This is a genomic window from Halomarina ordinaria (genome assembly GCF_030553305.1).
In the GTDB taxonomy this organism is placed as follows: domain Archaea; phylum Halobacteriota; class Halobacteria; order Halobacteriales; family Haloarculaceae; genus Halomarina; species Halomarina ordinaria.
Genome location: NZ_JARRAH010000001.1, coordinates 2,433,412 through 2,456,227, shown reverse-complemented (window position 1 = coordinate 2,456,227; position 22,816 = coordinate 2,433,412). Strand labels below are relative to the sequence as shown.

Sequence of the window (22,816 nt, the reverse complement as noted above, 5' to 3'; positions counted from 1 at the left end):
TCGCACGCGCGGCGAGGTCGACCTACCGTTCGAGCGCCTCCTCGGGTTCCTCGGGTTCCTCGGACGACTCGATTTCGATGGGGACGCCCGCGTCGGTCACCTCGGCGACGTCGAAGTCGGCCGCGAAGGTGTCGAGGCCGAGCAGGCGGCGCGTCTCGGCGTCGAACGCGCCGGGTTCGAGCGGGGGGACCGCCTCGCGCGCGTCGCTCCCCGAGAGATGCCGGCCGTAGCGTCCGAGCAGCGAGGTGAGTTCCTGCGGGAGGACGAGCGTCGTCGAGGGCGAGCGCCCGATGCTCGCGAGCGTCTCCATGCCCTTCTCGAGTATCGCGCGCTCGCCCATCGACTCGGCCGCCCGGGCGCGCAGCACCGTCGAGACGGCGTCACCCTGCGCTTCGAGGACTCGAGAGCGCTTCTCGCCCTGTGCGCGGATGATGTTGGCGCGTTTCTCGCCCTCGGCGCGCTCGACGGCGCTGACGCGCTCGCCCTGTGCTTCGAGGATCATCGCACGGCGGCGGCGCTCGGCGGCGCTCTGTTGCTCCATCGCGTCGACGACGCCCGCGCTGGGTTTCACCTCGCGCACCTCGACGGCCTCGACGCGGACGCCCCACGCGTCGGTCGGTTCGTCGAGTTGCTCGCGGATGCGCGCGTTGATGACCTCGCGCCGCGACAGCGTCTCGTCGAGGGCCATGTCGCCGAGGACGGCCCGGAGCGACGTCTGGGCGAGGTAGAGCGTCGCGCGGCGGTAGTCGTCGACGCCGAGGAACGCCTTCTCCGCGTCGACGACGCGGATGTAGAGGACGGCGTCGGCCCTGACGGGGGAGTTGTCGCGCGTGATGGCCTCCTGAGTGGGGACGTCGAGGGCCGCCGTCCGGACGTCGAAGCGGTAGGTCCGCGAGACGAACGGCGGGACGAAGTGCAGGCCCGGTTCGAGCAGGCCGCGGTTCGCGCCGAAGACGGTGAGCGCTCGCCGCTCGTACGCCTGGACGAGTTCGACGCTGCTGACGAGGGTGGCGACGAGGAGCACGAGGAACAGCGCAGCGCCGAACACGGCGAGACTGACGACGCCGGCGAGGTACGCCGCCCCCAGCGCGGCAGCGAGGACGACGCCCACGACGGGGCGCCCGGCGCCGCTGGGTCGCGGGCGCTCGACGCCCGCCGACTCCACCCGGGCGGCCGCCTTCCCGAGTTCGTAGAACACCCCACGTTCGCTCATAGTGAACAGTTCGCAGACACGAGCGTAAACGTTTCGACGGGGGCCCCGGTCCCGTCCGGGGGCACAGGACCGACTTGCCGTCGAGTTCGGGTCGAGAGTCGAACGAACGGCGAACCGACAGGTACGGGCGAGGGCTCTCGTGTCGGCCGTCACCACCGTCCGTTCGCTGACCTATCGCCCGGGCGAACGGCCACACCGTTCACACGAGGGCGTCACGGTCGGCCGGTTTTCGGCCCGCAGCCGGGCGGTCCGACCTGTCGTCCGACGGCCGACAGGTCCTCGCACGTGTCGTGTCCCCACGGCGGCGACGGAACACCTAACTTATGGGCCGTGACAGCATACCTACGCGCGGATGAACGTCGTCCTGCACTGTTCGAGTGGGTCCGAGGCCGACCAGCGGCACGCGCTGGCGAACGCCCGGAACCTCCTCGCAGACGACACCCTCGACCTGGAGTCGGTCGCGTTCGTCGCCAACGGCGACGCGGTCTGGCTGCTCGTCGACGGCTCGACGCACGCGGACGAGGTGGCGGACCTCGCCGCCGACGTCGCGTTTCAGGCGTGTCGCAACTCGCTTCGAACGCGGGAGATACCGACCGACGACTTGCTCTCGGGGGTCGACCCCGCGAGTTCCGGCGTCGGAACCGTCTCGAAGCTCCAGGACACGGGTTATCACTACGTCAAGGTCCCCTGAGGCTGGCACCCCACCGGACCGAGCACACACACGATGACGATACGCGGACTCCACCACGTGACGGCCTTCACCGAGTCGCTCGACCGGAACCTCTCGTTCTACCGGGAGCTCCTCGGGCTCAGACTCGTGAAGCGGACCGTCGCCTACGACGACCCCTACACGCACCACCTCTACTACGGCGACGCGACGGGCGCGCCCGGCACCGTCGTCACCTTCTCGCCCTGGTCCGACGACGAGGACGTCGAACAACCCGTCGGCGGCACGGTGACGACGCTCTCGTTCGCCGTCCCCCCCACGTCGCTCGGGTACTGGACCGACCGACTCGCGGCACACGGCGTCGAGACCGAGCGCACGGAGCGCTTCGACCGGTCGGTCCTCTCGTTCACCGACCCCGACGGCCTCCCGCTGGAACTCGTCGCCGCCGACGTCCCCGGCGACCCCTGGGACGGCGAGGGCGTCCCCACGAAGTACGCCGTCCGTGGGCTCTTCGGCGTCACGCTCGCCGTCCCGGACGCCGAGGAGACCGGGACCTTCCTGGAGGACTCCTTCGGCTACGTCCTCGTCGGCGAGGACGACGAGCGCCTGCGCTACCGCAGCGAGGCGCGCGTCGGCGCCGTCATCGACGTCCTGCGCGCGCCCCCCGAGGAGGCCGTCCCCGTCGGCCCGGGGCACGTCCACCACGCCGCCTTCCGGGTCGAGTCGGCGGCCGACCAGACGAACGCCAGCGACGCCATCTCCGCGCTCGGGATGAACGTCTCGCCCGTCCTGAACCGGCAGTACTTCCGCTCGATGTACTTCCGCGAACCGGGCGGGACCGTCTTCGAACTCGCCACCGACACCCCCGGGTTCGACGTCGACGAGGACCCCGAGGCGCTCGGGACGGAGCTCATGCTCCCCGAGTGGCTGGAGGACCGCCGCGACGACATCGAGGCGCACCTGCCGCCGCTGCTCGCGGCCGACGAGGGCGACGGCGAGGGCGAGAGCGCGGGCGCCGACTGACGACTACAGCCGTCGCTTGAGCGTCTCGGCCGTCTTCGCGCCGACGCCGGCGACGCTCGTCAGGTCCTCGACGCTCGCCCCGCGGACGTTCTCGACGCTCCCGAAGCGCCTGAGCAGGCGCTTTCGCGTCTGCGGGCCGACGCCGGGGACGTCGTCGAGGACGGTCCGGACCTCGTCGCGGAGCGTCTGGTGGTACTGTACCGCGAAGCGGTGGGCCTCGTCCCGGACGCGCTGGAGCAGGTGGAGGTGCGGGGCGTCGCCGGGCCAGTCGAAACGCCCCGCCGGCGTGACGACCACCTCCTCGCGCTTGGCGAGGCCGACCGCCGGCACGTCCCACCCTGCGTCGGCGAGCGCCTCGCGCGCCGCGGCCAGCTGCCCCTCGCCGCCGTCGACGAGCAGGAGGTCCGGGTCGGGGCGGTCGTCGCGGCCGGCGACGGCGCGGTCGGCCCGCCAGCGCAGCAGGTCGTACATGTTCCCGTAGTCGTCGTTCCGGTCGTCGAGTTTCTTGCGTCGGTAGTCGCCCTTCTCGGCCGACCCGTCGACGAAGGTGACGTTCGACCCGACGGCCGACCGCCCCTGGGCGTGGCTCACGTCGAACCCCTCGATGCGCTCGATACGGGCGGGGAGCGAGGGGACGGCGCCGGCCAGCGCCTCGGCGAGCGCGCCCCCCTCGTCGCTCCGACCGACCCGCCGGCGGGCGTTCTTCAGCGCGAGGTCGACGAGCGTCGCCTCGCGGCCGGCGCCGGGGACGCGAAGCGAGACGCCCTCGCGCTCCAGCCACGCCGCCACCTCCCCGTCGTCGGGGCGCTCGGGGACCAGCAGGGCGTCCGGGAGGGGCCGCTCGGCGTAGTACTGCGGGACGAACGCCGCGAGGACGCCCGCGACGCCGTCTTCCTCCCGCCCGTCCCCGGCCTCGCCGTCGGCGGGGTCGGGCGTCGAGAGGACGTGTCGCTCCCGGTCGACGAGTTTCCCGTTCTCGCTGCGCAGGCGGGCGACGGTGGCGCGGTCGCCCTCGATGGCGACGCCGAGGACGTCCACGGTCCGGCCGTCGCGGGCGACGACGGCGTCGCCGCCGCCCTCGTGGAACGCCTCGACGGCCGACAGGCGGTCCCGGAGGTGGGCGGCGCGCTCGAACTGGCGCTCCTGGCTGGCCGACTCCATCGCCCGGCGGACCGGGTCGGCGAGGACGCCCGTCTCGCCCTCGAAGAACCGCTCGACTGACGTCACGTCGGTCAGGTACCCCTCTCGGGATATCTCGCCGGTACAGGGGGCCGTACAGAGGCCGATGTCGTAGTCGAGACAGGGGCGGTCGCGGCCGGCGAACTTGTGGTCCGAACACCCCCGGACGCCGTACGTCTCTCGCAGCGCCTTCACGACCGTCTCGACGCGGCCCACGTCGGTGTAGGGGCCGTAGACGGTCGCGGAGTCGTCGGGGTCGCGCGTCACCTCGATGCGGGGGAACTCGTGGTCGGTCAGTTGCACGAGGGGGTAGGACTTGTCGTCCTTCAGTCGGACGTTGTACGTCGGCTGGTGGCGCTTGATGAGGTTCGCCTCCAGCAACAGCGCCTGCGTCTCCGTGTCCGTGACGGCGACGTCGATGGTCCGCGCGCGCTCCACCATCCGCCGGATGCGCGCCGAGCGGGGGTCGGCGTACGAGCGCACCCGGTCGCGCAGGTCGACCGCCTTCCCGACGTAGAGGACGGCCTCGCCGTCCTGAAACAGGTAGACGCCGGGGGAGCGGGGGAACTCGCCCGCGCGGGTGCGCACTGCCGCCGAATCCATTCACCGAACCGAGGGGCGCAGGGGGTAAGAGGGTGACGCGTTCGCTCGCCGGGAGCGGTGCTCGGCCGACCACCACGTACAAGCGGGCGACGGGCGAATCGCCGACCATGAGCGACGACCCGGAGGGCGAGCGCCTCCGCCTCTGGCTGGTCGAACGGAGCTACGACGACCGGAACCTCATCACGCTGGTGTACGCGACGACCGACGGGGAGCGCTACCACCAGCGCGAGCGCTCGGCGAACCTCGTGATGGGGTCGGGCGACGTGACGGCGGCGATGGACGCCGACCCGGACGAGCTCGCGGCCGTCGAGGACGAGGAGAGGCGAGAGCGCTACGCGTCGGAAGCGGAGCGCATGGCGGCCGACCACGACCCGGACGACGTCATCTGAGGCCGGGAGACCCCGCGGAACGGGGGACCCGCAGACGTGACAGACGACGTATGAAAGAGGAGCAAAGACTTTCAGGGCGTACACGCAACTCGCGGCCGTATGCCCGCTATCGAAGTGAACGACGTCACCAAACGGTTCGGTGGCGACGTCGTCGCCCTCCGCGACCTCGACCTCACGGTCAGAGACGGTGAAATATACGGTTTCCTCGGCCCGAACGGCGCGGGGAAGTCGACGACCATCAACGCCCTGCTGGACTTCATCCGCCCCACCGAGGGGAGCATAACAGTCCTCGGGATGGACGCCCAGCGCGAGTCGAAGGCGGTTCGCCAGCGCGTCGGCGTCCTCCCCGACGGCTACCACGTCTACGACCGACTGACGGGTCGCCAGCACGTCGAGTTCGCCATCGAATCGAAGGGGACCGACGACGACCCCATGGCGCTGCTCGACCGCGTCGGCATCCCCGACGCCGCCGACCGCAAGGCCGGCGGCTACTCGAAGGGGATGGCCCAGCGTCTCGTGCTCGCGATGGCGCTCGTCGGCGAACCCGACCTGCTCGTCCTCGACGAACCCTCGACGGGCCTCGACCCGAACGGCGCCCGCGAGATGCGCGACATCATCCGCGAGGAGAACCGCCGCGGCGCGACCGTCTTCTTCTCGAGTCACATCCTCGAACAGGTCGAGGCGGTCTGCGACCGCGTCGGCATCCTCCGCGAGGGCGAACTCGTCGCCGAGGACAGCATCGAGGGTCTGCGCGAGTCGATGGGGAGCGGGTCGACGCTCACTATCCGGACGACCCACGCCCCCGACGCGGCCGTCGAGGCCGCCCGGGACGTCCCCGGGGTCTCGGGTGTCGCCGTCGACGGCGACACCATCGTCGTGACGATTCAGGACGCGTCGAAGACCGCCGTGCTGACGGCGGTCGAGGACGCCGGCGCCGACGTCCAGGACTTCTCGACGGAGAAGGCGTCGCTCGAAGAGCTGTTCATGAGCTACACGAACGACGCGCCCCAGGAGACCGCCGAAGCCGAAACCGAGACCGAATCGGAGTCGGAGGTCCAGGCGTGAGCTGGACCGCCGTCGCGAAGAAGGACTTCCAGGACGCGGCGCGCTCGCGCTGGCTCTGGGGACTCTCCGTCCTGTTCGTACTGTTCGCGGCCGGTGCGGCGTACCTCTACACGGTCATCCCGACGTTCTCGGGCGGGGGGGAGGCCCAGACCATCGGACTGCTGGTGTTCCTCCTGACTCCGGCGGGGCTGCTCGTCCCCATCATCGGGTTGATGATCAGCTACAAGGCCGTCGTCGGTGAGCGCGAGTCGGGGAGTATGAAGCTCATGCTCTCGCTTCCACACAGCCGCGGTGAGATGGTACTCGGCAAGCTCGTCGGGCGGACGCTCTCGACGCTCATCGCCATCGTCGTCGGCTTCGCCGTCGCGCTCGTCATCGTCGCGACGCAGTACGGCGAGTTCGACCCCGCCTCGTACGCCGTGTTCGTCTTGGTGACGATGCTATTCGCGCTCGTCTACATCAGCATCGGCATCGCGTTCTCGTCGCTGTTCGCCTCGACGTCGAAGGCGCTCGCGGGAGCCGTCGGACTCTACGCTCTGTTCGAGTTCCTGTGGGGAACGGTTCCGCTGGTGCTCTACTACTTCGTCAACGGGAGTTCTCTCCAGGGATACCCCACCGACTGGACGCGACTCATCACGAACCTCGCGCCGGGGGCCGCCTACAGCAACTCCGTCTTCGCGCTCCTGCCGAACGACGACATCACGGCGATGATGGGTGCCTCCGCATCCGACCCGTTCTACCTGCAGAGCTGGTTCGGGCTCGTCATCCTCCTGTTCTGGCTCGTCGTTCCCCTCGCCATCGGGTACGCACGGTTCAACTCCAGCGACCTGTAAGGTCGGAGCCGCGACCCCTTCTTTCGACGCCACCCCCGAACAACCGGGAGACCACACCCGGGACGAACGTTTACCTACGAGCGCGCGGCCAGCGTCGCCGTGTCCTGACCGTCGCCGGACGGCGTCCCGCGGGAGCGCGACGCAGCGCCGTCCGACCGCTCGCGTCGCCTGTCCGCCTCCTCCGGCGTCCGCCTACTCCACCTCGATGTCGTGGTCCGCGAGGAGCGCCTCGAACGCCTCCTGGTCGAGCACCGGCACCTCCTCGCTCTCGGCGTCGGTGAGTTTGCTCCCCCCCGGGCTCTCGCCGGCGACGAGGTAGTCGGTGTTGCCCGAGACGCTCCCGGTAGCGTTCGCGCCGTGGCGCTCGACGAGGGCCTGGGCCTCCTCGCGGGTGTAGCCGTCGAGCGCCCCCGTGAAGACGAAGGTGAGGCCCGAGAGCGCGTCGCCCGTCTCCACCTCGACGGACCGCGGTTCGACGCCGTGCTCGCGCAGGTCGGCGATGACCTCGCGGTTGCGCTCGCTCCCGAAGAACTCGCGTATCTCGTGGGCGACGGTCGGGCCCACGTCGTCGACCGCCTGGAGTTCGTCCTCGTCGGCGTCCATCACGGCGTCCAGCGAGCCGAAGGCTCGCGCCAGCGAGGTGGCCGTGGTGGGGCCGACCTCCGGGACGCCGAGGGCCGCGAGGAAGTCGTCGAGCGACGGCTCCGTCTTCGCCTCCAGCTCGCGTGCCAGGTTCTCGGCGCTCGTCTCTCCCCAGCCGTCGAGGCGGGCGAGGTCGGCGACCCGGAGGTCGTAGAGGTCCGGGATGGACTCGACGAGGCCCGCCTCGATGAGCTGGTCGAGTTTCTGCTCGCCGAGCCCATCGATGTCGAGGCCGCCGCGGCTCACGTAGTGCTCGATGGCGCGTTTGAGCTGTGCCGGGCAGGCCAGCCCGCCGGTACAGAACGCGAGCGGGCCGTCGAACTCGACGGCGCTCTCGCAGACCGGACAGTGGTCGGGGAACGCGAAGTGACCCTCGCTGTTGTCCTCGACGACTTCGTCCACGTAGGGGATGACGTCGCCGGCGCGCTGTATCTTCACGCGGTCGCCGACGGCGACGCCGAGGTCCGCTATCTGGTCCGGGTTGTGGAGGCTCGCCCGCGAGACGGTGACGCCGGCGACGTCGACCGGGTCGAGCAGCGCGACCGGCGTGAGCCGTCCCGTCCGCCCCACCTGGACGACGATGTCGCGGACCGTCGTCTCCTCGGTCCGGGCGGGGAGTTTGTAGGCGTACGCCCACCGGGGCGCTCGCGAGGTGGACCCGAGCCGCTCGCACTGCTCGAGGTCGTTCACCTTGATGACCGCGCCGTCGACCTCGTAGTCGAGGTCGTCGCGGTCCTCGACGAGGTCGTCGCGGTAGTCGACGGCCGCCTCGATGTCGTCGACGAGCGTCGAGCGGTCGTTGACCTTCAGTCCCCACTCGGGGAGCGTCTCCTGGCGCTCTCGCTGGGTCGAGAAGCGTCGCGAGGCGTCGAGGACGTCGAAGAAGAAACAGTCGAGGGGTCGTTCGGCGGTCACCGACGGGTCGAGTTGCCTGAGCGTCCCGGCGGCGGCGTTCCGGGGGTTGGCGAAGGGGTCGTCGCCGCGCTCGACGCGCTCGCGGTTGTACGCCTGGAAGGCGTCACGGGGGATGTACACCTCCCCGCGGACGGCGAGGTAGTCCGGGAAGTCCCCCGACAGGCGGAGCGGAATCGACCTGATGGTCCGGACGTTCGCCGTGACGTCGTCGCCGGTCTCGCCGTTCCCGCGGGTGGCGGCGCGCTCGTAGCGACCGTCCTCGTAGACGACTTCGACGGAGAGGCCGTCGAACTTCGGCTCGCAGAAGTACTCGACCGCGCCGTCGGCGTAGGCGTCCAGCGACGCCTGACCCGCCGAATCGCCCTCGGTCTGGGAGAGGCCGAGTCGGTCGTGGACCCGACGGTCGAAGTCGTAGACGTCCTCGACGTCGCCGCTGGAGTCGATAGAGCGCATGGGGGCGACGTGCTCGACGGTGTCGAAGGCGTCGAGCGGTTCCCCGCCGACCTGCCGGGTCGGGCTGTCCTCGGTCTGGAGGTCGAAGGCCGATTCGAGGGCCGAGAGCCGCGCGAACAGCGCGTCGTACGCTCGGTCCGGGATGCGCGGGTCGGTCTCGACGTAGTAGCGCCGGTCGTGGTAGCGAAGCGCCTCGCGCAACTGTTCGGCCTGGCGGCGCGCTGCCTCCTCCGTGAGGTCGTCGACGTCGTCGAAGTCGGTCGGGGGGTCCTCGATGAAGGGGTTGTCGGGGGCCTCCCGAGCGTCCGTGCTCATTACCCGAGCGTTGGCCAGAGAGGGTAAAAAGCGGGCCGTTCCGTCGGCGAAGCTTGCGACGACGGGGACGCTTATCCCCGCGCGGGCGGAGGGTGAGGTATGTCGGAGGAGTTCCTCCTGTTGAATCCCGGTCCGGTCCCCCTCTCGGACCGCGTCCGACGCGCGATGGACGAGCCGATGGTGTCGCACCGCTCGGCCGAGTTCGAGGCGACGTACGAGCGCGCCCAGGACGGACTGGAGTACGTCTTCACGCAGTCCACACCCGACGAGCGGACGACGGGCGAGGGAACGGCGCTCGTCCTCAACGGGACGGCGACGATGGGGATGGAGATGGCCGTCGCGAACCTGACCGACGCCGACAGCGAGGTCGTCACGCTCGTCAACGGGAAGTTCGGCCGGCGGTTCAAGCGCATCGCCGAGCGCCACGCGCAGGTGCGTCCCGTCGAGGTCGACTGGGGCGAATCGTTCGACCTCGACGCCGTCGAGGCCGCCGTCGGCGACGAGACGGCCGTGGTGACGATGGTCCACAACGAGACGTCGACGGGTCTGCTCAACCCCGTCGCCGAGGTGGGCGAACTCGCCCGCGCGCACGACGCGCTGTTCGTCGTCGACGGCGTCACGAGCATCGGCGGCGACGAGTTCCGCATCGACGACTGGCACGTCGACCTCGCCATCACCGACTCCCAGAAGGCGCTCGCGGCGCCCCCCGGCGTGAGCGCGGTGTTCGTCACCGAGCGGGCCGCCGAGCGGGCCGACGGCGAGTCCGCGCCGTTCTACGAGGACCTGGACTGGCACCTCCGGAAGGCCGACCAGCACCAGACGCCCTTCACGAGCGCGGTGCCGCTGTTCCGCGCGCTCGCCGAGGCCGTCGGAGAGATCGAGTCGGAGGGGATGCCCGGACGCATCGAACGCCACCGCCGGCAGTCGCGGGCGTTCCGCACCGGCTTCGAGGCCCTCGGTCTCGACCCCTTCCCGACGCTGTCGGGACCGACCGAGTACTCGAACACCCTCACGGCGATGTCGCTGCCGGCCGACCTGCGCGGCGACGACGCCGGGCGGTTCTTCGACGCCGTCGCCGAGCGGAACGTGAGCATCTCCGGGGGGCAGGCCCACCTCGGCGGCGACATCTTCCGTGTGAGCAACATGGGACACCTCTCGTCGGCGCAGGTCCTCCGAGGCGTCAGGACCGTCGGCGAGGCCCTGAACGACGCCGGCGTCGCCGCGGACGTCGAAGTGGCCGTCTCGGACGCTAGGGACGTCCTCGACTGACCGCTATCCGTCGAATCCTCGCCAGACGTACCATCTCGCATACCTGACTGTCCTGGAAGTAGTTTGCGCGCTTGATAGGTTGCCGACGGCGGCGAGTAACACTCACTATCCTGAGTTAGTAAAAATTTCAGATATGTAGTCTCCGAAAAACACGACTGTTCACGAAGTTTCTTTCGTGAAACAGTAGAAACTGTTTGTTGCACGTTAAATTTTCGCCAGAACAATACCAGAATACAGATATTCTGTAGAGGAGAAAGCTCACGGAACACAAACTTGATATACGTCGTCTAAAGCCATCCCGACGAGTCAATGACCGAGAAGCACACTGGGACCAATCAGTCCGCAGACAACGAGAAGGGTACACACGACGGGTCGGGCCTCTCGCTCGACCGGCGGTCGTATCTCCGGATGGGGGCGGCGGCAACCGCATCGTTCGGGTTGCTCGGCACCGCGACGAACAGTGCGACCGGCGCGGTTTCGCGCCACGGCATCAACTTCTCCCGGGTCGTCGACGCCGTCGACGACCTCGGGATGGACCCGAACGGGAACGAGGCCATCGACGGCCAGCTCCAGGACGCGGCGAACGACGGGACGCTCATCGAGTTCCCGCCGGGCGACTACCTCGTCACGAGCGAGCAGGTACTGCTCAACCTCGTGAACTTCGGCATCCGGGGGACCGGCAGTAGTCGTCAGGACACGCAGTTCGTCTTCCCCGACGGGTTCAACGACCGCTTCCTCGTGCTGCGCTACGGCGAGAACCACCTCATCGAGAACGTCACGCTCCAGCAGTACGACGACGGCGACACGTCCGTCGGCTGCGTCTTCGCACCCGACGACAACCTCCAGATACACGACTTCGAGATCGCCGGTTACAACGCTCGCTACGGCCAGCGCGGTATCGCAGCGTACATCTACGACAGCGACGGGGAGGGCGTCATCGACGGCTACGTCCGCCGTGGCGGCGGCGCCGTCGGGAACTACCCCACGGGGACGCAGGCGCTGTTCGTCGGCGACCCACACGAGGGGACGCTCTACGTCCGAAACGCCCACATCGAGGAGTCCGGCGAGAACGGTATCTACGCCAGTCGGACGAACGGGGACGTCCGCATCGAGAACTCCTACTTCAAGAACAACGACATCGCATCGGTTCGCGTGGCCGGCGAGGGGTCGTACGTGAAGGGGTCGACGTTCGTCGTCGACACCGACACGGCCGACAACTCGCCCTCCGCGTTCGACAACGTCCGCGGCCTCTGGTGGGAGTCCGGGAGCTACGGGAAGGTCGGCGGCCTCGTCGAGGACTGTGACTTCATCCTCGAGTCCGCCGACACGAGCGGCGGCCTGCTCCGCATCTCCGGCACCGCCGGGGCGGTGACGGTCCGGAACTGCCGCTTCCGCAACGAGACGACGCACCCCTCGCTGTTCGCCCGCGACCCCTCGGGAATCAGCGGTGCGACGGACGTCACCGTCGAGGGCGTCAACATCACCGACACGGCCGGCGACCCGCGACGGGGCGGCATCGAGATCGTCGGGCGCTCCGGGTCGAGCGTCACCGACTCCTGCATCGACCGCGACGGCGGCGACGGCGTCGTCCTGACGCAGTCGAGCGGTTGCACGGTCAAGAACAGCACCATCGACGTGCCCGGCGAGACCGTCGTCGAGAACGGCTCCGGCGCCGCCACCTCGGGCATCGAGACCAGCGGGTCGTGCCCGCTGCCGAGCGCCTCCGGGAGCGACGGCGGGTCCTCCGGGTCGACCGACCGCCCCGAGGAGTCCGAGGAACCCGACGACACCGAGGAGTCCGACGACGAAGAAGAATCCGAGGAGAACGACACCGAGGAGTCCGAGGAGGAATCCGACGACGAAGAATCCGACGAGGAAGAAGAGTCCGAGGACGGAGACTCCGACGACGAGGAAGCCAACGAGGGCGGCGAACCGAGCGACGAGGAGTCCGAAGAGGCGGAGTCGGACGAGAGCGAGTCGGAGAACGCGTCGAATGAGTCGGAGAACGACACCGCCGGAAACGCGACCGCCGGCGGGTCGGTCGACGCTGATGCGTCCGCCGAGAGTGACGAGGACACGTCCGACGACTCCGACGACTCCGACGACTCCGACGACTCCGACGACAGCGAGACGGACACCTCGGACGACACCTCGTCCGAGGACGACGAGTCGAGCGACTCGGGGTCGGAGAGCGGTTCCGAGGAGGAGACCGAGGACGAGGGGTCGGACGACTCGGCTTCCGACGCGGAGACGTCGGGGGCGCTCTCGAACACCCTGTACATCACCTCCGAGGAGGTCTCGCCGTACACCTTCACCGTCACCGGTGAACTCGAACTGGACCCCGACTGGGGCACCGAGGACAGCGTCAGCGGCAACACCGCCAACGGCGTCCTCGCCGGCGGCGCCGACCAGTACCGGTTCTCCGGCGACATCGCGACGTTCGACATCGACGGCCCCGCCGACATCGAACTCAACGGCGAGTCCGTCGACGCCGACGACCTCGGCACCGAAGAGGAGGTCGAGGACGACGGCGAACTGAACAAGACCATCTCCATCAACGGGGAGGCCGGCGCGCTGCTGCCGTACCACATCGAGGTCAGCGGCGACATCGAGTTCGACCCGGACTGGGGCACCGAGGACCGCCTCGGCGAGGGGACGGCGGACGGCGTCATCGCCGGCGGCCGCGACGTCTACCGCTACTCGGGTGAGATCGTCACCTTCGACATCGAGGGCGACGCCGACATCCAGAAGGACGGCGAGTCCGTCGACGCCGAAGACGTCTGAGCGGCGCGTCTCGGTTCGGCCATCAGACGCTCTCGCTCTCGCCGGACTCGAAGAGGGCGACGCGGGTCGCCTCGACGCGTGACAGGGCGGGGACGGCGAGCGCGGCGAGGCAGATCTCGGAGAGGCCGACGACGACGAAGGCGACGGTGAACCCGAAGGCGCTCGCCAGCGCCCCGCCGCCGACGATGCCGACGAGGAAGCCGAACGAGCCGACGATGTTGTAGCCGCCCATGGCGACGCCGCGCTCCTCGTCCGCCGCGAGGTCGCTGACGAGCGCCATCGTCGCCGGGGACATGAACGCGCCCGTCACGCCCGTCAGCACCAGCAGGAGCGCGACGAGCGGGACGGTCGGCGCGAACGCGACGCTCACGACGACGACGCCGTAGAGCGTCGACCCGAGCGCGATGGGGATTCGCCGGCCGATGCGGTCGGAGACGATGCCCATCGGGTACTGGAGCAGGGCGAACGGGGCGAAGAACGCGCCGAGCAACAGCCCCGTCTCGCCGGCGTCGAGGCCGAACGCGCTGCGGAAGTAGACGGTGCCGACGAGCGCGAAGAAACCCGCGGTGAGGCGGTCGATGAAGCCGAACGCGTAGGGTAGCGAGAGCGCCGGACGGTCCCGAAGCCGGGAGAGCGCGGCGAGTGCCCCCTCTCTCCCCCTCGGCGCGCGGTCGGGGACCGTGAGGACGAGGAGGCCGGGGACGACGAGCAGGACGCTCGCCGCGACGACGGGCGCGAGCGGGTCGGCGTCGGATAGCTGTCCCCCCACCGGCGCGCCGAGGGCCGTCCCGAGGCCGATGGCGATGCCGGCCGCACCCATGTTCCGACCGTGGCCGCCCGAGAGGTCCATCAGCATCGTCATCGCGAGCGAGAACGCGCCGATGGTGAGCGCGCCCTGGAGGAACCGGACGACGAGGACGACCTCGAAGGGGGCCTCCGCGAGCGCCAGGCCCGCCAGCGCCGCGTAGCCGACGGCACCGCCGAGCGCGCCGGCGGTGATGAGCGCGACGCGACGGCCGAGCGCGTCGCTCAGCGCACCCCACAGGCCGGCGACGAGGACGAACCCGACGAACTCGGCGGCGAGGAACCAGCGGCCCGCGTCGAGGCCGGTCGCCGCGAGGTTCTCCGCGGCGGGCGTGCCGGTCCACAGCGCGACGAGGTCGGTGATGCCCGGGTACAGTAGCACCTGCGCGAACAGGACGGCGAAGACGGTCGCCGCGAGCGTCGTGCGAGCGCGTCGAACGGTCACTCACGACGGTACGTACGCCACCGTAGTAACGCCGTCGGGGCGATACGTTCGGCTCCCGGGAGTATCGCTCATCGGATATATACTACGCAGTATGACATAACATATCGACAGCGGTGTGGTTATAAGTCTCGATGGAAATACAGTACTCCATGGCATCACACACGAGTCGACGGAAGTTCCTGGTCGCGACCGGTGTCACCGGCGCAACGCTGCTCGCCGGCTGTACGGGTGGCGGTGGAAACGGTGGCGACGGTAACGACAGCGGCAACGAAAGCAACGGCGGCGGCGGCAGTGGCAGCATCTCGTGGCACGCCGGCGGCACCAGCGGGACGTACTACCCCCTGTCGAACGACTTCAAGACGATAATCGAGGAGAACACCGACCTGTCGGTCAACGTCCAGTCGACCGGCGCCAGCGTCGAGAACGTCGGCAGCCTCTCGCAGGAGGACGCCGACTTCGCGCTCATCCAGAACGACGTCGCCTCCTTCGCGTACAACGGGACGGGTATCGACGCGTTCGAGGACAACGCCATCGACACCATCCGCGGTGTCGCGACGCTCTACCCCGAGACGATACACATCGTCACGCTGGCGGACGCGGGCATCGAGTCCCCCGCCGACCTCGAGGGGGCGACCATCAACACGGGCGACACCGGGAGCGGAACGCAGGTCGACGCGCTGCAGATCCTGGAGGCGCTCGGTATCGAGGAGTTCGACGAGCAGAACACGGGCTTCTCCCAGGCCGCAGAGCAGTTGAGCAACGGCGACATCGACGCGGCGTTCGTCGTCGGCGGCTACCCCGTCGGCGCCATCGAGGAACTCGCCCAGACCGAGGACGTCGTCATCCTCCCCCTCGAGGGCGAGGACCGGCAGGCCGTCCTCGACGCCGAGGACTTCTTCGCCGAGGACGAGGTCCCCGAGGGGACCTACGGGCTGGACGAGGCCGCACCGACCGTCGCCGTCCAGGCGATGATCGCGACCCACGAGGGGGTGTCCGAGGACGTCGTCGAGCAGGTGCTGACGTCCATCTTCGACAACACCGACCAGATCAACAGCAAGCAGGAGTTCATCACCGTGGAGAGCGCACAGGACGGCATGTCCATCCCGCTCCACCCCGGCGCGGAGGCCTACTTCGAGAGCGCCGGCGGGAGCGGCAACGAGACCGCGGGCGGTAACGAGACCGAAAACGAGACGGAGGACGCGACTGCGAACGAGACGGGCAACGCGACCAACGAGAGCAGCGAGTGATGGGCCGAGGTGATGTCGTAAGACGTATTCCACGCGGCATCACCACTCGCTAGCGATGCGGACCGCTCTCGGCGTCGGCGCGGCAGCCCTCGTCTGCCTCCTCGTGGTCGGCGGCGCGGCCGCCGTCCCGGCCGACAGGGCGCTCGTCGTCTCCGACACCGAAACCGGCGAGCGACTGCTCGTCACGCCCGTCGAGGAGAACACGACCGTCGCGCTGGAGTACACCCACAGCGTCGAGAAGACGCGCGTGCTCGACGTCTACGAGGTCCGCGGCGACCGGCTCGTGACGACGCGGATGGAGTTCGAATCGTACGGCTGGGGGCTCCCGGCCGACGCGAACGTGACGATGACCGAGAACGATACGTTCGCCTACAACCCTGGGGGGTCCTTCGAGGAGCTCTACGTCAAACCGGGCCGCATCGCCGGTCACCGGCTCCACGTCGGCGACCGGACGTACGACCTCGTCGAACGCTCCGACGCGCGCTCGGTCCACCTGACCGTCGAGCGGCGCTCCGCACTCGACGTCGCCCTCTCACACCTACCATGACAGACGATACATCGACACGGACGGACGGACCACCCACCGACGGCGAGGGGCCGCCGGTGCGGACGGACGGGGGACCGCCGCTCGACGAGAACGACGACGACGTCCTCACCGCGGAAGAACAGGAGGAACTCCGCCAGGAGGTCGAGCGCAAACGGAGCCTGACGGGGCCGACGGCGGTGCTCCTCTCGCTCGTCGGCATCCTCTTCTCGGCGTTCCAGATGTGGCTCGCCGCGCGGGGACAGGACTTCGAACTGCAACTGCCACTGGGGCTGGGCATCGACCTCGGTCAGCTCCAGCTCCTGCAGGTCAACGCCATCCACGTCACCTTCGCGCTGGTACTCGCGTTCCTCGTGTTCCCGCCGTCGACCGGCGACGGCGGCGTCAGCCAGCGGCTCGCAGCCGTCGGGACGGCGACCCGGGAACGCTTCGGGGACGACAGCCCCCTCACGCGGGGCGTGGCGGGCGTCGGTCGCGGACTGCGCTGGTTCATGGTCGACCGCGAGTTCGGCCGGGTGACGCCGCTCGACTACGTCTTCATCCTGTTCTCGCTGATGGCGGGGGGGTACGTCGCGACCGAGTTCGACGAGATACAGAACCTCCGGGTGTTCGGCCTCGCCAACGGCGACCCGATGCAGGAGGTGTACCCGTTCCTCGAACTACCGGTCCAGCTGATCTCCGCGCTCGGTATCCCCCTCGACACCGTCTCCTACGCCTACCTCGTCGGTGCCCTCGGCGTCCTGATGGTGCTGGAGGCGACCCGACGGAGCCTCGGTATCTACCTCGTGTTCATCGTCTCCGCGTTCATCCTCTACGCGCACTACGGGACCCTCCTCCCCTCGAACGCCCCGTTCATCCAGCCGCTCGTCCTCGACGAGGCGTTCTCGTGGCCGCGCATCATCGCCTTCCTCTGGTACGACGTCAACAACGGGGTGTTCGGCATCCCGGTGACGGTGAGCGTCCAGTTCATCTACATCTTCATCCTGTTCGGCGCGTTCCTCGAGACCTCGGGGGCGGGCCAGTGGTTCATCGACCTCGCCTACGCCGCGACGGGGACCCGGAAGGGCGGGCCCGCGAAGGCGTCCATCCTCGCGTCGGGGTTCATGGGCACCATCTCGGGGTCGTCCATCGCCAACACGGTGACGACCGGCGCGTTCACCATCCCGCTGATGAAGCGCTCCGGGTACCGGCCCGAGTTCGCGGGGGCCGTCGAGTCCTCGGCGTCTTCGGGCGGGCAAATCCTCCCGCCGGTCATGGGCGCGGCGGCGTTCCTGATGATCGAGTTGACGGGGACGCCGTTCCGTGAGATCATCACCGCCGCGGCCATCCCCGCCATCGTGTTCTTCTTCGGCGTCTGGGTGATGGTCCACCTGGAGGCCTCGCGGGTCGGTATCGGCGGCCTCTCCCGGGACGACGTCGTCGACCCGCGCACCCACCTCAAGCAGGGCTGGTTCTACCTCGTCCCCATCGTCCTCCTGCTCTACTACCTCCTGATCGTGAACCTCTCGGTCTCGCGGTCGGCGTGGTTCACGCTCGTCGCCATCATGGCGCTCATCGCGGTGGTGGCGGCGTACAACGAGCGGACGCGGGTTCCCCTGGTGGGGACCATCGCGCTCGTCACCGTCGCGGAGTTCGTCTCCTTCCTCGTCGCCGGCACCGACCTCGCCGGCCTGGTGACGGGCGGCGGCGGGGCGAGCCTCGACGTCTACACCGCCGCGTTCTACGCCCTCGGCGGGGTGGGGACGACGGCCATCGTCGTGAGCCTCGTCGTCATGCTCGCGCGCCCGCACCTCGACGCCCCGTTGCTCGACTACGACGAACAGGTCGACGAGGCGGTCGAGGGGACGGCGGACCGGCTCGACCGGCCGCAACTGGCCGACAACGCCCCGTTCAAGTTCGGCGGGTTCATCCTGCAGTCGATGGACGCCGGGGCGCGGACGGCCGTCGAGGTCGTCATCGCCGTCGCGGCCGCCGGCATCATCCCCGGCGTGGTCGCGGTGACCGGTCTCGGCCCGAACCTCATCTCGTTCATCGGGAACGTCGCGGGGAGTTCCATCGTCCTCTTGCTCGTCGTGACGGCCATCTCCGCCATCATCCTCGGGATGGGGATGCCGACGACGGTGACGTACATCATCCTCGCGTCGCTGCTCGCGCCCGCCATCACCGAACTGAGCGCCATCCCCATCCTCGCGGCGCACCTGTTCATCCTCTACTTCGGCGTCATCGCCGACATCACGCCGCCGGTGGCCGTCGCCGCCTACGCGGCCAGCGGTATCGCGAAGTCCGACCCCTTCCGGACGGGCGTCGAGGCGTTCTCGCTGTCGCTGAACAAGGCCATCGTGCCGTTCGCGTTCGTGCTCACCCCCGGTATCCTCCTCATGGACGGGACCGGCGAGGGGGCGGAGGTGGTCGGCCTCGGCGTCGTCGCGGACCCGACGTACGCCCTCCTCGAGGTGTTCGTCCCCGTCGCGGGCGTGTTCGTCGGCGTCGTCGCCCTCGGTGCGACCGTCATCGGGTTCTTCTACGCGAAGGTCGGCCGGGGCGAGCGCGCGCTGTTCGCGCTCTCGGCGCTGTTGCTCATGGCGCCGATGCTCCTGTTGAACGCGGTGCTCGACGTGCTCAGGGCGGTCGGCGTCGGCGGTGGCGTGGGGGACGCCCTGGTCATCGACCTCGCGCTGCGCGCCCTCGGACTGCTCATCTTCGGCGCGCTCGTCGTGCTGAACAAGCGCGGGGCGACGAAACAGGAGACCGGCGACGTCTCCGAGCCGACGGCGACGACGGACTGACGCCCCCCGCTCGCTCCTTCCCGCGTGACGGGCGAACACACCGGGGCGTCACGGGCAACACTTGCCGTAACTCGCAGTTATAGATTCGTTCAGCTATATGCGTAGCATACATGAGCGACGACACGCCGCTTGGCTTCGGGACGCGCTGCGTTCACGCCGGACAGCGCGCGGACCCCGCGACCGGGGCGGCGGCCCCGCCGCTGTACCAGACCTCCTCCTACGAGTTCCCGGACGCGGACGTCGCCGCGGCCCGGTACGCCCTGGAGGACGACGACCACGTCTACTCGCGCATCAGCAACCCGACCGTGAGCCTCCTCGAGGACCGCCTCGCCGACCTCGAGGGCGGGACGGGCGCGCTCTGCACCGCCTCCGGGATGGCCGCGCTCGACGCCGCGACGCTCGTCCTCGCGGACGTGGGCGACAACGTCGTCTCGGCCTCCTCCATCTACGGTGGCACCCACGCCTACCTCTCGCACACGGCCCGCCGGCGGGGCATCGAGGCGCGCTTCGTCGACACCCTCGACGTGGCCGCCTACGCCGACGCCATCGACGAGGACACCGCCTACGTCCACCTCGAGACCATCGGCAACCCCTCGCTCGTCACGCCCGACATCGAGGCGGTCGCCGACGTCGCCCACGAGGCGGGCGTCCCGCTGTTCGTCGACAACACGTTCGCGACGCCGGCGCTCTGTCGCCCGCTCGACCACGGCGCGGACCTCGTCTGGGAGTCGACCACCAAGTGGATTCACGGCTCCGGGACGACCGTGGGCGGCGTCCTCGTCGACGGCGGCACCTTCCCGTGGGCCGAGTACCCCGAGCGATTCCCGGAGGTGGGCGGCGAGAACCCCGCCTTCCACGGCACGAACTTCGCCGAACGCTACGGCGACCGGGCGTTCACCGAGGCGGCCCGCCAGCGCGCGCTGCGCTCGCTCGGCGACGGCCAGTCGCCCTTCGACGCCTGGGTCACCCTCCAGGGGCTGGAGACGCTCTCGCTCCGGATGGAGCGCCACTGTTCGAACGCCCAGACCGTCGCGGAGTTCTTGGAGAGCCACCCCGACGTGGCGTGGGTCACCTACCCCGGCCTCCCGGACCACGAGACCCACGAGACGGCGCGTGCGTACCTCGACGGCGGCTACGGGGGCGTCATCGCGTTCGGCCTCGAAGCCGGCTACGAGGGCGGCAAGCGCCTCTGTGAGGACGTGGAGCTGGCGCGCTTCCTCGCGAACATCGGCGACGCGAAGACGCTCGTCATCCACCCGGCGAGCACGACCCACGCCCAGCTGGACGAGGAAGCCCAGCGCGCCAGCGGCGTCACGCCGGACCTCGTGCGCCTGTCGGTCGGCATCGAGGACCCCGAGGACATCGTCGCGGACCTGGAGCGGGCGATAGCCGGATGACCGAGTTCGCCTCGCTCGGCCGCTTCGAGTTCGCCTGCGGGGAGTCGATTGCCGACCTCGTCCTCGCCTACGAGGCCTACGGAGAGTACGAAGGCGACAACGCGGTGCTCGTCTGTCACGCCCTGACGGGGAGCGCGAACGTGGCGAACGTCGGCAGCCCCGGCCGACGCGAGGGGAACGAGGACGGCCAGGCCCGCGCCTGGTGGGACGCGGTCGTCGGCCCGGCCAAACCCATCGACACGACCGAGTACTTCGTCGTCTGCGCGAACGTCCCCGGGTCGTGTTACGGCTCCTCGGGTCCGCCGGCGACCGACCCGGAGACGGGCGCCCCCTACGGCGCGGACTTCCCGCCGGTCACCGTCGGGGACTGGACGCGGGCGCAGGCGCGCCTGCTCGAGCACCTCGGCGTCGACGACGTCCACGCCGTCGTCGGCGGGAGCGTCGGCGGCATGAACGCCCTCGACTGGGCGAAGCGCTATCCCGAGCGCGTCGACCGCATCGCCGCCATCGCGGCCGCCGCCCGCCTCGACCCGCAGTGTCTCGCGCTCGACGCCGTCGCCCGTCGCGCCATCACGAGCGACCCGAAGTGGGAGGGCGGCGACTACTACCCCGGCCACGGCCCGACCGACGGCCTCGGCCTCGCGCGCCAACTGGGGCACGTCATGTACCTCTCGAAGGCGTCGATGGACGAGAAGTTCGGCCGCCGGGAGGCGGGGCGGGAGGCCCCCGACACCTTCCCGGCCGACCCCGGGTCGCTCTTCTTCGCCTACCGGGACGTGGAGTCGTACCTCGACTACCAGGCCGAGCGCTTCGTCGAGCGCTTCGACGCGAACAGCTACCTCTACCTGACGCGGGCGATGGACGACTACGACCTCGCCGACGGCTACACCTCCGACGTGGACGCGCTGGCCGCCTTCGACGGTCAGGCGCTCTGCCTCTCCTACACCGGCGACTGGCACTTCACCGTCGAGCAGTCGGAACGGGTCGCGGAGGCGTTCCGCGAGACGGGGACGGCCACCGCCCACCACGTCGTCGACTCCGACCACGGCCACGACGCCTTCCTCGCGGAACCGGAGACGCTCGCCGCCCCCCTCCGCGGGTTCCTCGCCAGCGGCGTCCGCGCGGGGTCGGTCTCCGACACCGCCACCGCCACCGACCGTTCCTCCCAGTTCGCGCCGGTCCACACGAGTCTGTTCAGCTAGCCGAGTCAGGACCGAGAGCGGACGAGGGCGACCGTCCCGAGCGCCACCGCGAGGACGTACGCCGGGTAGGTCCGGGCGACGTCGAGCGCCAGCACGGGGAGCGAGACGCTCGCCGCGACCACCGGGTCCGCGAGCGTCGCGCTGACGGCATCGTAGAGGTAGCCGGCGGCGAGCAGCGCGGCCACCCCGCCCGAGAACCGGAGCGGGTTGGCGCTCACCCAGCCGAGTATCCGAGCGACGACACGACGCGGAATCCCCCAGAGCAACGACGAGACCATCGCGGAGGGAGACGGCGGCCGCACCGATAAACGTTCGTCAGACGCTCGACAGTACGGGCGTCAGGCGAGCGAGCGGTCCGCGAGCAGGTCGCCGAGTTCGTCCATCGACGTGACGATGACGTCGCAGACGGGCGCGACGGCCGGTTTGGGGGCGAAGCCGACGGCCAGCCCCGCCACCTCCAGCATCGGGAGGTCGTTCGCGCCGTCGCCCACGGCGACGCAGTCGTCGAGGTCGACGCCGAGGTCGGCGGCGAGCGAGGCGAGCGCGTCGTCCTTCGTCCCCTCGACGAGCGGCCCCTCCACGTCGCCGGTGAGTGCGCCGTCCGCGACGGGGAGGCGGTTGGCGACGACGGTGTCCACCGCGACGCCCTCGCTCGCGAGCGCCGCCTCGACGCCGCGCTCGAACCCGCCGGTGAGGACGGCGACGTGGACGCCCGCCGCCCGCAGGTCGCGGATGACGTCGGCCGCGCCGGGGCGGAGGGTGACGTCGCCGTAGGCACGCTCCGCGGCCGTCTCGGGGAGGCCGTCGAGGAGGGCCGCCCGCTGGCGCAGGCTCGTCGCGTAGTCTATCTCGTCGTTCATCGCCCGCTCGGTGATGGCCGCCATCTCGTCGGCGACCGCACGCTGGCGGCCGAGCAGTACCGTCATCTCCGAGTCGGAGAGCGTCCCGTCGAAGTCGAACGCGACGAGGTCCATGCCGAGCGGTCGGTCCCGACCGGTATGAAACCCGCAGAAACGCCGCGCGCCAGCAAGCTTAGCCGCT

At 69.9% G+C, this 22,816-nt stretch carries 18 protein-coding genes; 12 read left to right on the top strand and 6 right to left on the bottom strand.

What is annotated here, in order from left to right:
• Positions 1 to 22: 22 nt before the first annotated feature.
• Positions 23 to 1,213 (bottom strand): SPFH domain-containing protein, encoded by a 1,191-nt coding sequence (locus P1Y20_RS13195; protein ID WP_304449129.1) that lies wholly within the window; start codon positions 1,211 to 1,213, stop codon positions 23 to 25.
• 352 nt (positions 1,214 to 1,565) lie between these two features.
• Between P1Y20_RS13195 and P1Y20_RS13190 the strand changes: the two genes are divergently transcribed.
• Together P1Y20_RS13190 and P1Y20_RS13185 are read left to right on the top strand one after the other, a co-directional pair.
• On the top strand, positions 1,566 to 1,904 hold the full coding sequence (locus tag P1Y20_RS13190) for a DsrE family protein (protein WP_304449128.1): 339 nt from the start codon (positions 1,566 to 1,568) through the stop codon (positions 1,902 to 1,904).
• Between the two features lie 33 nt (positions 1,905 to 1,937).
• Positions 1,938 to 2,903, top strand: coding sequence for a ring-cleaving dioxygenase (locus tag P1Y20_RS13185; protein ID WP_304449127.1), 966 nt, complete (start codon positions 1,938 to 1,940; stop codon positions 2,901 to 2,903).
• A gap of 3 nt (positions 2,904 to 2,906) precedes the next feature.
• On the opposite strand, the gene P1Y20_RS13180 is transcribed toward P1Y20_RS13185, so the two are convergent.
• Positions 2,907 to 4,685: an excinuclease ABC subunit C gene (locus P1Y20_RS13180; protein WP_304449126.1), complete on the bottom strand. Its 1,779-nt coding sequence runs from the start codon at positions 4,683 to 4,685 to the stop codon at positions 2,907 to 2,909.
• A 107-nt stretch (positions 4,686 to 4,792) separates the two neighbouring features.
• On the opposite strand from P1Y20_RS13180, the gene P1Y20_RS13175 reads away from it, so the two are divergent.
• From P1Y20_RS13175 to P1Y20_RS13165, 3 genes are all read left to right on the top strand, one after another.
• Positions 4,793 to 5,074 (top strand): DUF7967 family protein, encoded by a 282-nt coding sequence (locus P1Y20_RS13175; RefSeq protein WP_304449125.1) that lies wholly within the window; start codon positions 4,793 to 4,795, stop codon positions 5,072 to 5,074.
• Positions 5,075 to 5,173: 99 nt separating this feature from the next.
• Positions 5,174 to 6,139: an ABC transporter ATP-binding protein gene (locus P1Y20_RS13170; RefSeq protein ID WP_304449124.1), complete on the top strand. Its 966-nt coding sequence runs from the start codon at positions 5,174 to 5,176 to the stop codon at positions 6,137 to 6,139.
• Positions 6,136 to 6,972 (top strand): ABC transporter permease, encoded by an 837-nt coding sequence (locus P1Y20_RS13165; protein WP_304449123.1) that lies wholly within the window; start codon positions 6,136 to 6,138, stop codon positions 6,970 to 6,972. The genes P1Y20_RS13170 and P1Y20_RS13165 overlap by 4 nt, the downstream gene beginning before the upstream one ends.
• Before the next feature lie 192 nt (positions 6,973 to 7,164).
• On the opposite strand, the gene ligA is transcribed toward P1Y20_RS13165, so the two are convergent.
• A complete protein-coding gene (gene ligA / locus P1Y20_RS13160) occupies positions 7,165 to 9,297 on the bottom strand; it encodes an NAD-dependent DNA ligase LigA (RefSeq protein WP_304449122.1) in 2,133 nt (710 codons plus the stop codon).
• 99 nt (positions 9,298 to 9,396) lie between these two features.
• Here ligA and P1Y20_RS13155 point away from each other — a divergent pair, with 99 nt between their 5' ends.
• Both P1Y20_RS13155 and P1Y20_RS13150 read left to right on the top strand, forming a co-directional pair.
• The gene (locus P1Y20_RS13155) at positions 9,397 to 10,566 is read left to right on the top strand and encodes a pyridoxal-phosphate-dependent aminotransferase family protein (RefSeq protein WP_304449121.1); all 1,170 of its coding nucleotides are present in this window, start codon (positions 9,397 to 9,399) and stop codon (positions 10,564 to 10,566) included.
• A gap of 309 nt (positions 10,567 to 10,875) precedes the next feature.
• The gene (locus tag P1Y20_RS13150; protein ID WP_304449120.1) at positions 10,876 to 13,350 is read left to right on the top strand and encodes a right-handed parallel beta-helix repeat-containing protein; all 2,475 of its coding nucleotides are present in this window, start codon (positions 10,876 to 10,878) and stop codon (positions 13,348 to 13,350) included.
• A 22-nt stretch (positions 13,351 to 13,372) separates the two neighbouring features.
• Here P1Y20_RS13150 and P1Y20_RS13145 read toward each other — a convergent pair whose 3' ends face one another.
• Positions 13,373 to 14,599, bottom strand: coding sequence for an MFS transporter (locus P1Y20_RS13145; RefSeq protein WP_304449119.1), 1,227 nt, complete (start codon positions 14,597 to 14,599; stop codon positions 13,373 to 13,375).
• A 149-nt stretch (positions 14,600 to 14,748) separates the two neighbouring features.
• Here P1Y20_RS13145 and P1Y20_RS13140 point away from each other — a divergent pair, with 149 nt between their 5' ends.
• The 5 genes from P1Y20_RS13140 (at position 14,749) to metX (ending at position 21,775) form a co-directional block, all read left to right on the top strand.
• Positions 14,749 to 15,846 carry a TAXI family TRAP transporter solute-binding subunit gene (locus P1Y20_RS13140; RefSeq protein WP_304449118.1) on the top strand — a complete coding sequence of 366 codons (1,098 nt, stop codon included), beginning with the start codon at positions 14,749 to 14,751 and terminating at the stop codon, positions 15,844 to 15,846.
• 55 nt (positions 15,847 to 15,901) lie between these two features.
• Positions 15,902 to 16,393: a DUF1850 domain-containing protein gene (locus P1Y20_RS13135; protein ID WP_304449117.1), complete on the top strand. Its 492-nt coding sequence runs from the start codon at positions 15,902 to 15,904 to the stop codon at positions 16,391 to 16,393.
• Positions 16,390 to 19,176 carry a TRAP transporter permease gene (locus P1Y20_RS13130; RefSeq protein ID WP_304449116.1) on the top strand — a complete coding sequence of 929 codons (2,787 nt, stop codon included), beginning with the start codon at positions 16,390 to 16,392 and terminating at the stop codon, positions 19,174 to 19,176. Before P1Y20_RS13135 ends, P1Y20_RS13130 begins: the two co-directional genes overlap by 4 nt.
• A 110-nt stretch (positions 19,177 to 19,286) precedes the next feature.
• A complete protein-coding gene (locus tag P1Y20_RS13125; protein ID WP_304449115.1) occupies positions 19,287 to 20,573 on the top strand; it encodes an O-acetylhomoserine aminocarboxypropyltransferase/cysteine synthase family protein in 1,287 nt (428 codons plus the stop codon).
• On the top strand, positions 20,570 to 21,775 hold the full coding sequence (gene metX / locus P1Y20_RS13120) for a homoserine O-acetyltransferase MetX (protein WP_304449114.1): 1,206 nt from the start codon (positions 20,570 to 20,572) through the stop codon (positions 21,773 to 21,775). Before P1Y20_RS13125 ends, metX begins: the two co-directional genes overlap by 4 nt.
• A 5-nt stretch (positions 21,776 to 21,780) precedes the next feature.
• Here the strand turns inward: metX and P1Y20_RS13115 are convergent, their stop codons facing one another.
• Both P1Y20_RS13115 and serB read right to left on the bottom strand, forming a co-directional pair.
• Entirely contained in the window at positions 21,781 to 22,053 is a 273-nt protein-coding gene (locus tag P1Y20_RS13115) for a hypothetical protein (RefSeq protein WP_304449113.1), read from the bottom strand.
• Between the two features lie 60 nt (positions 22,054 to 22,113).
• Complete coding sequence (gene serB / locus P1Y20_RS13110; RefSeq protein WP_304449112.1) at positions 22,114 to 22,749, bottom strand: phosphoserine phosphatase SerB; 636 nt, start codon at positions 22,747 to 22,749, stop codon at positions 22,114 to 22,116.
• Positions 22,750 to 22,816: the final 67 nt, after the last annotated feature.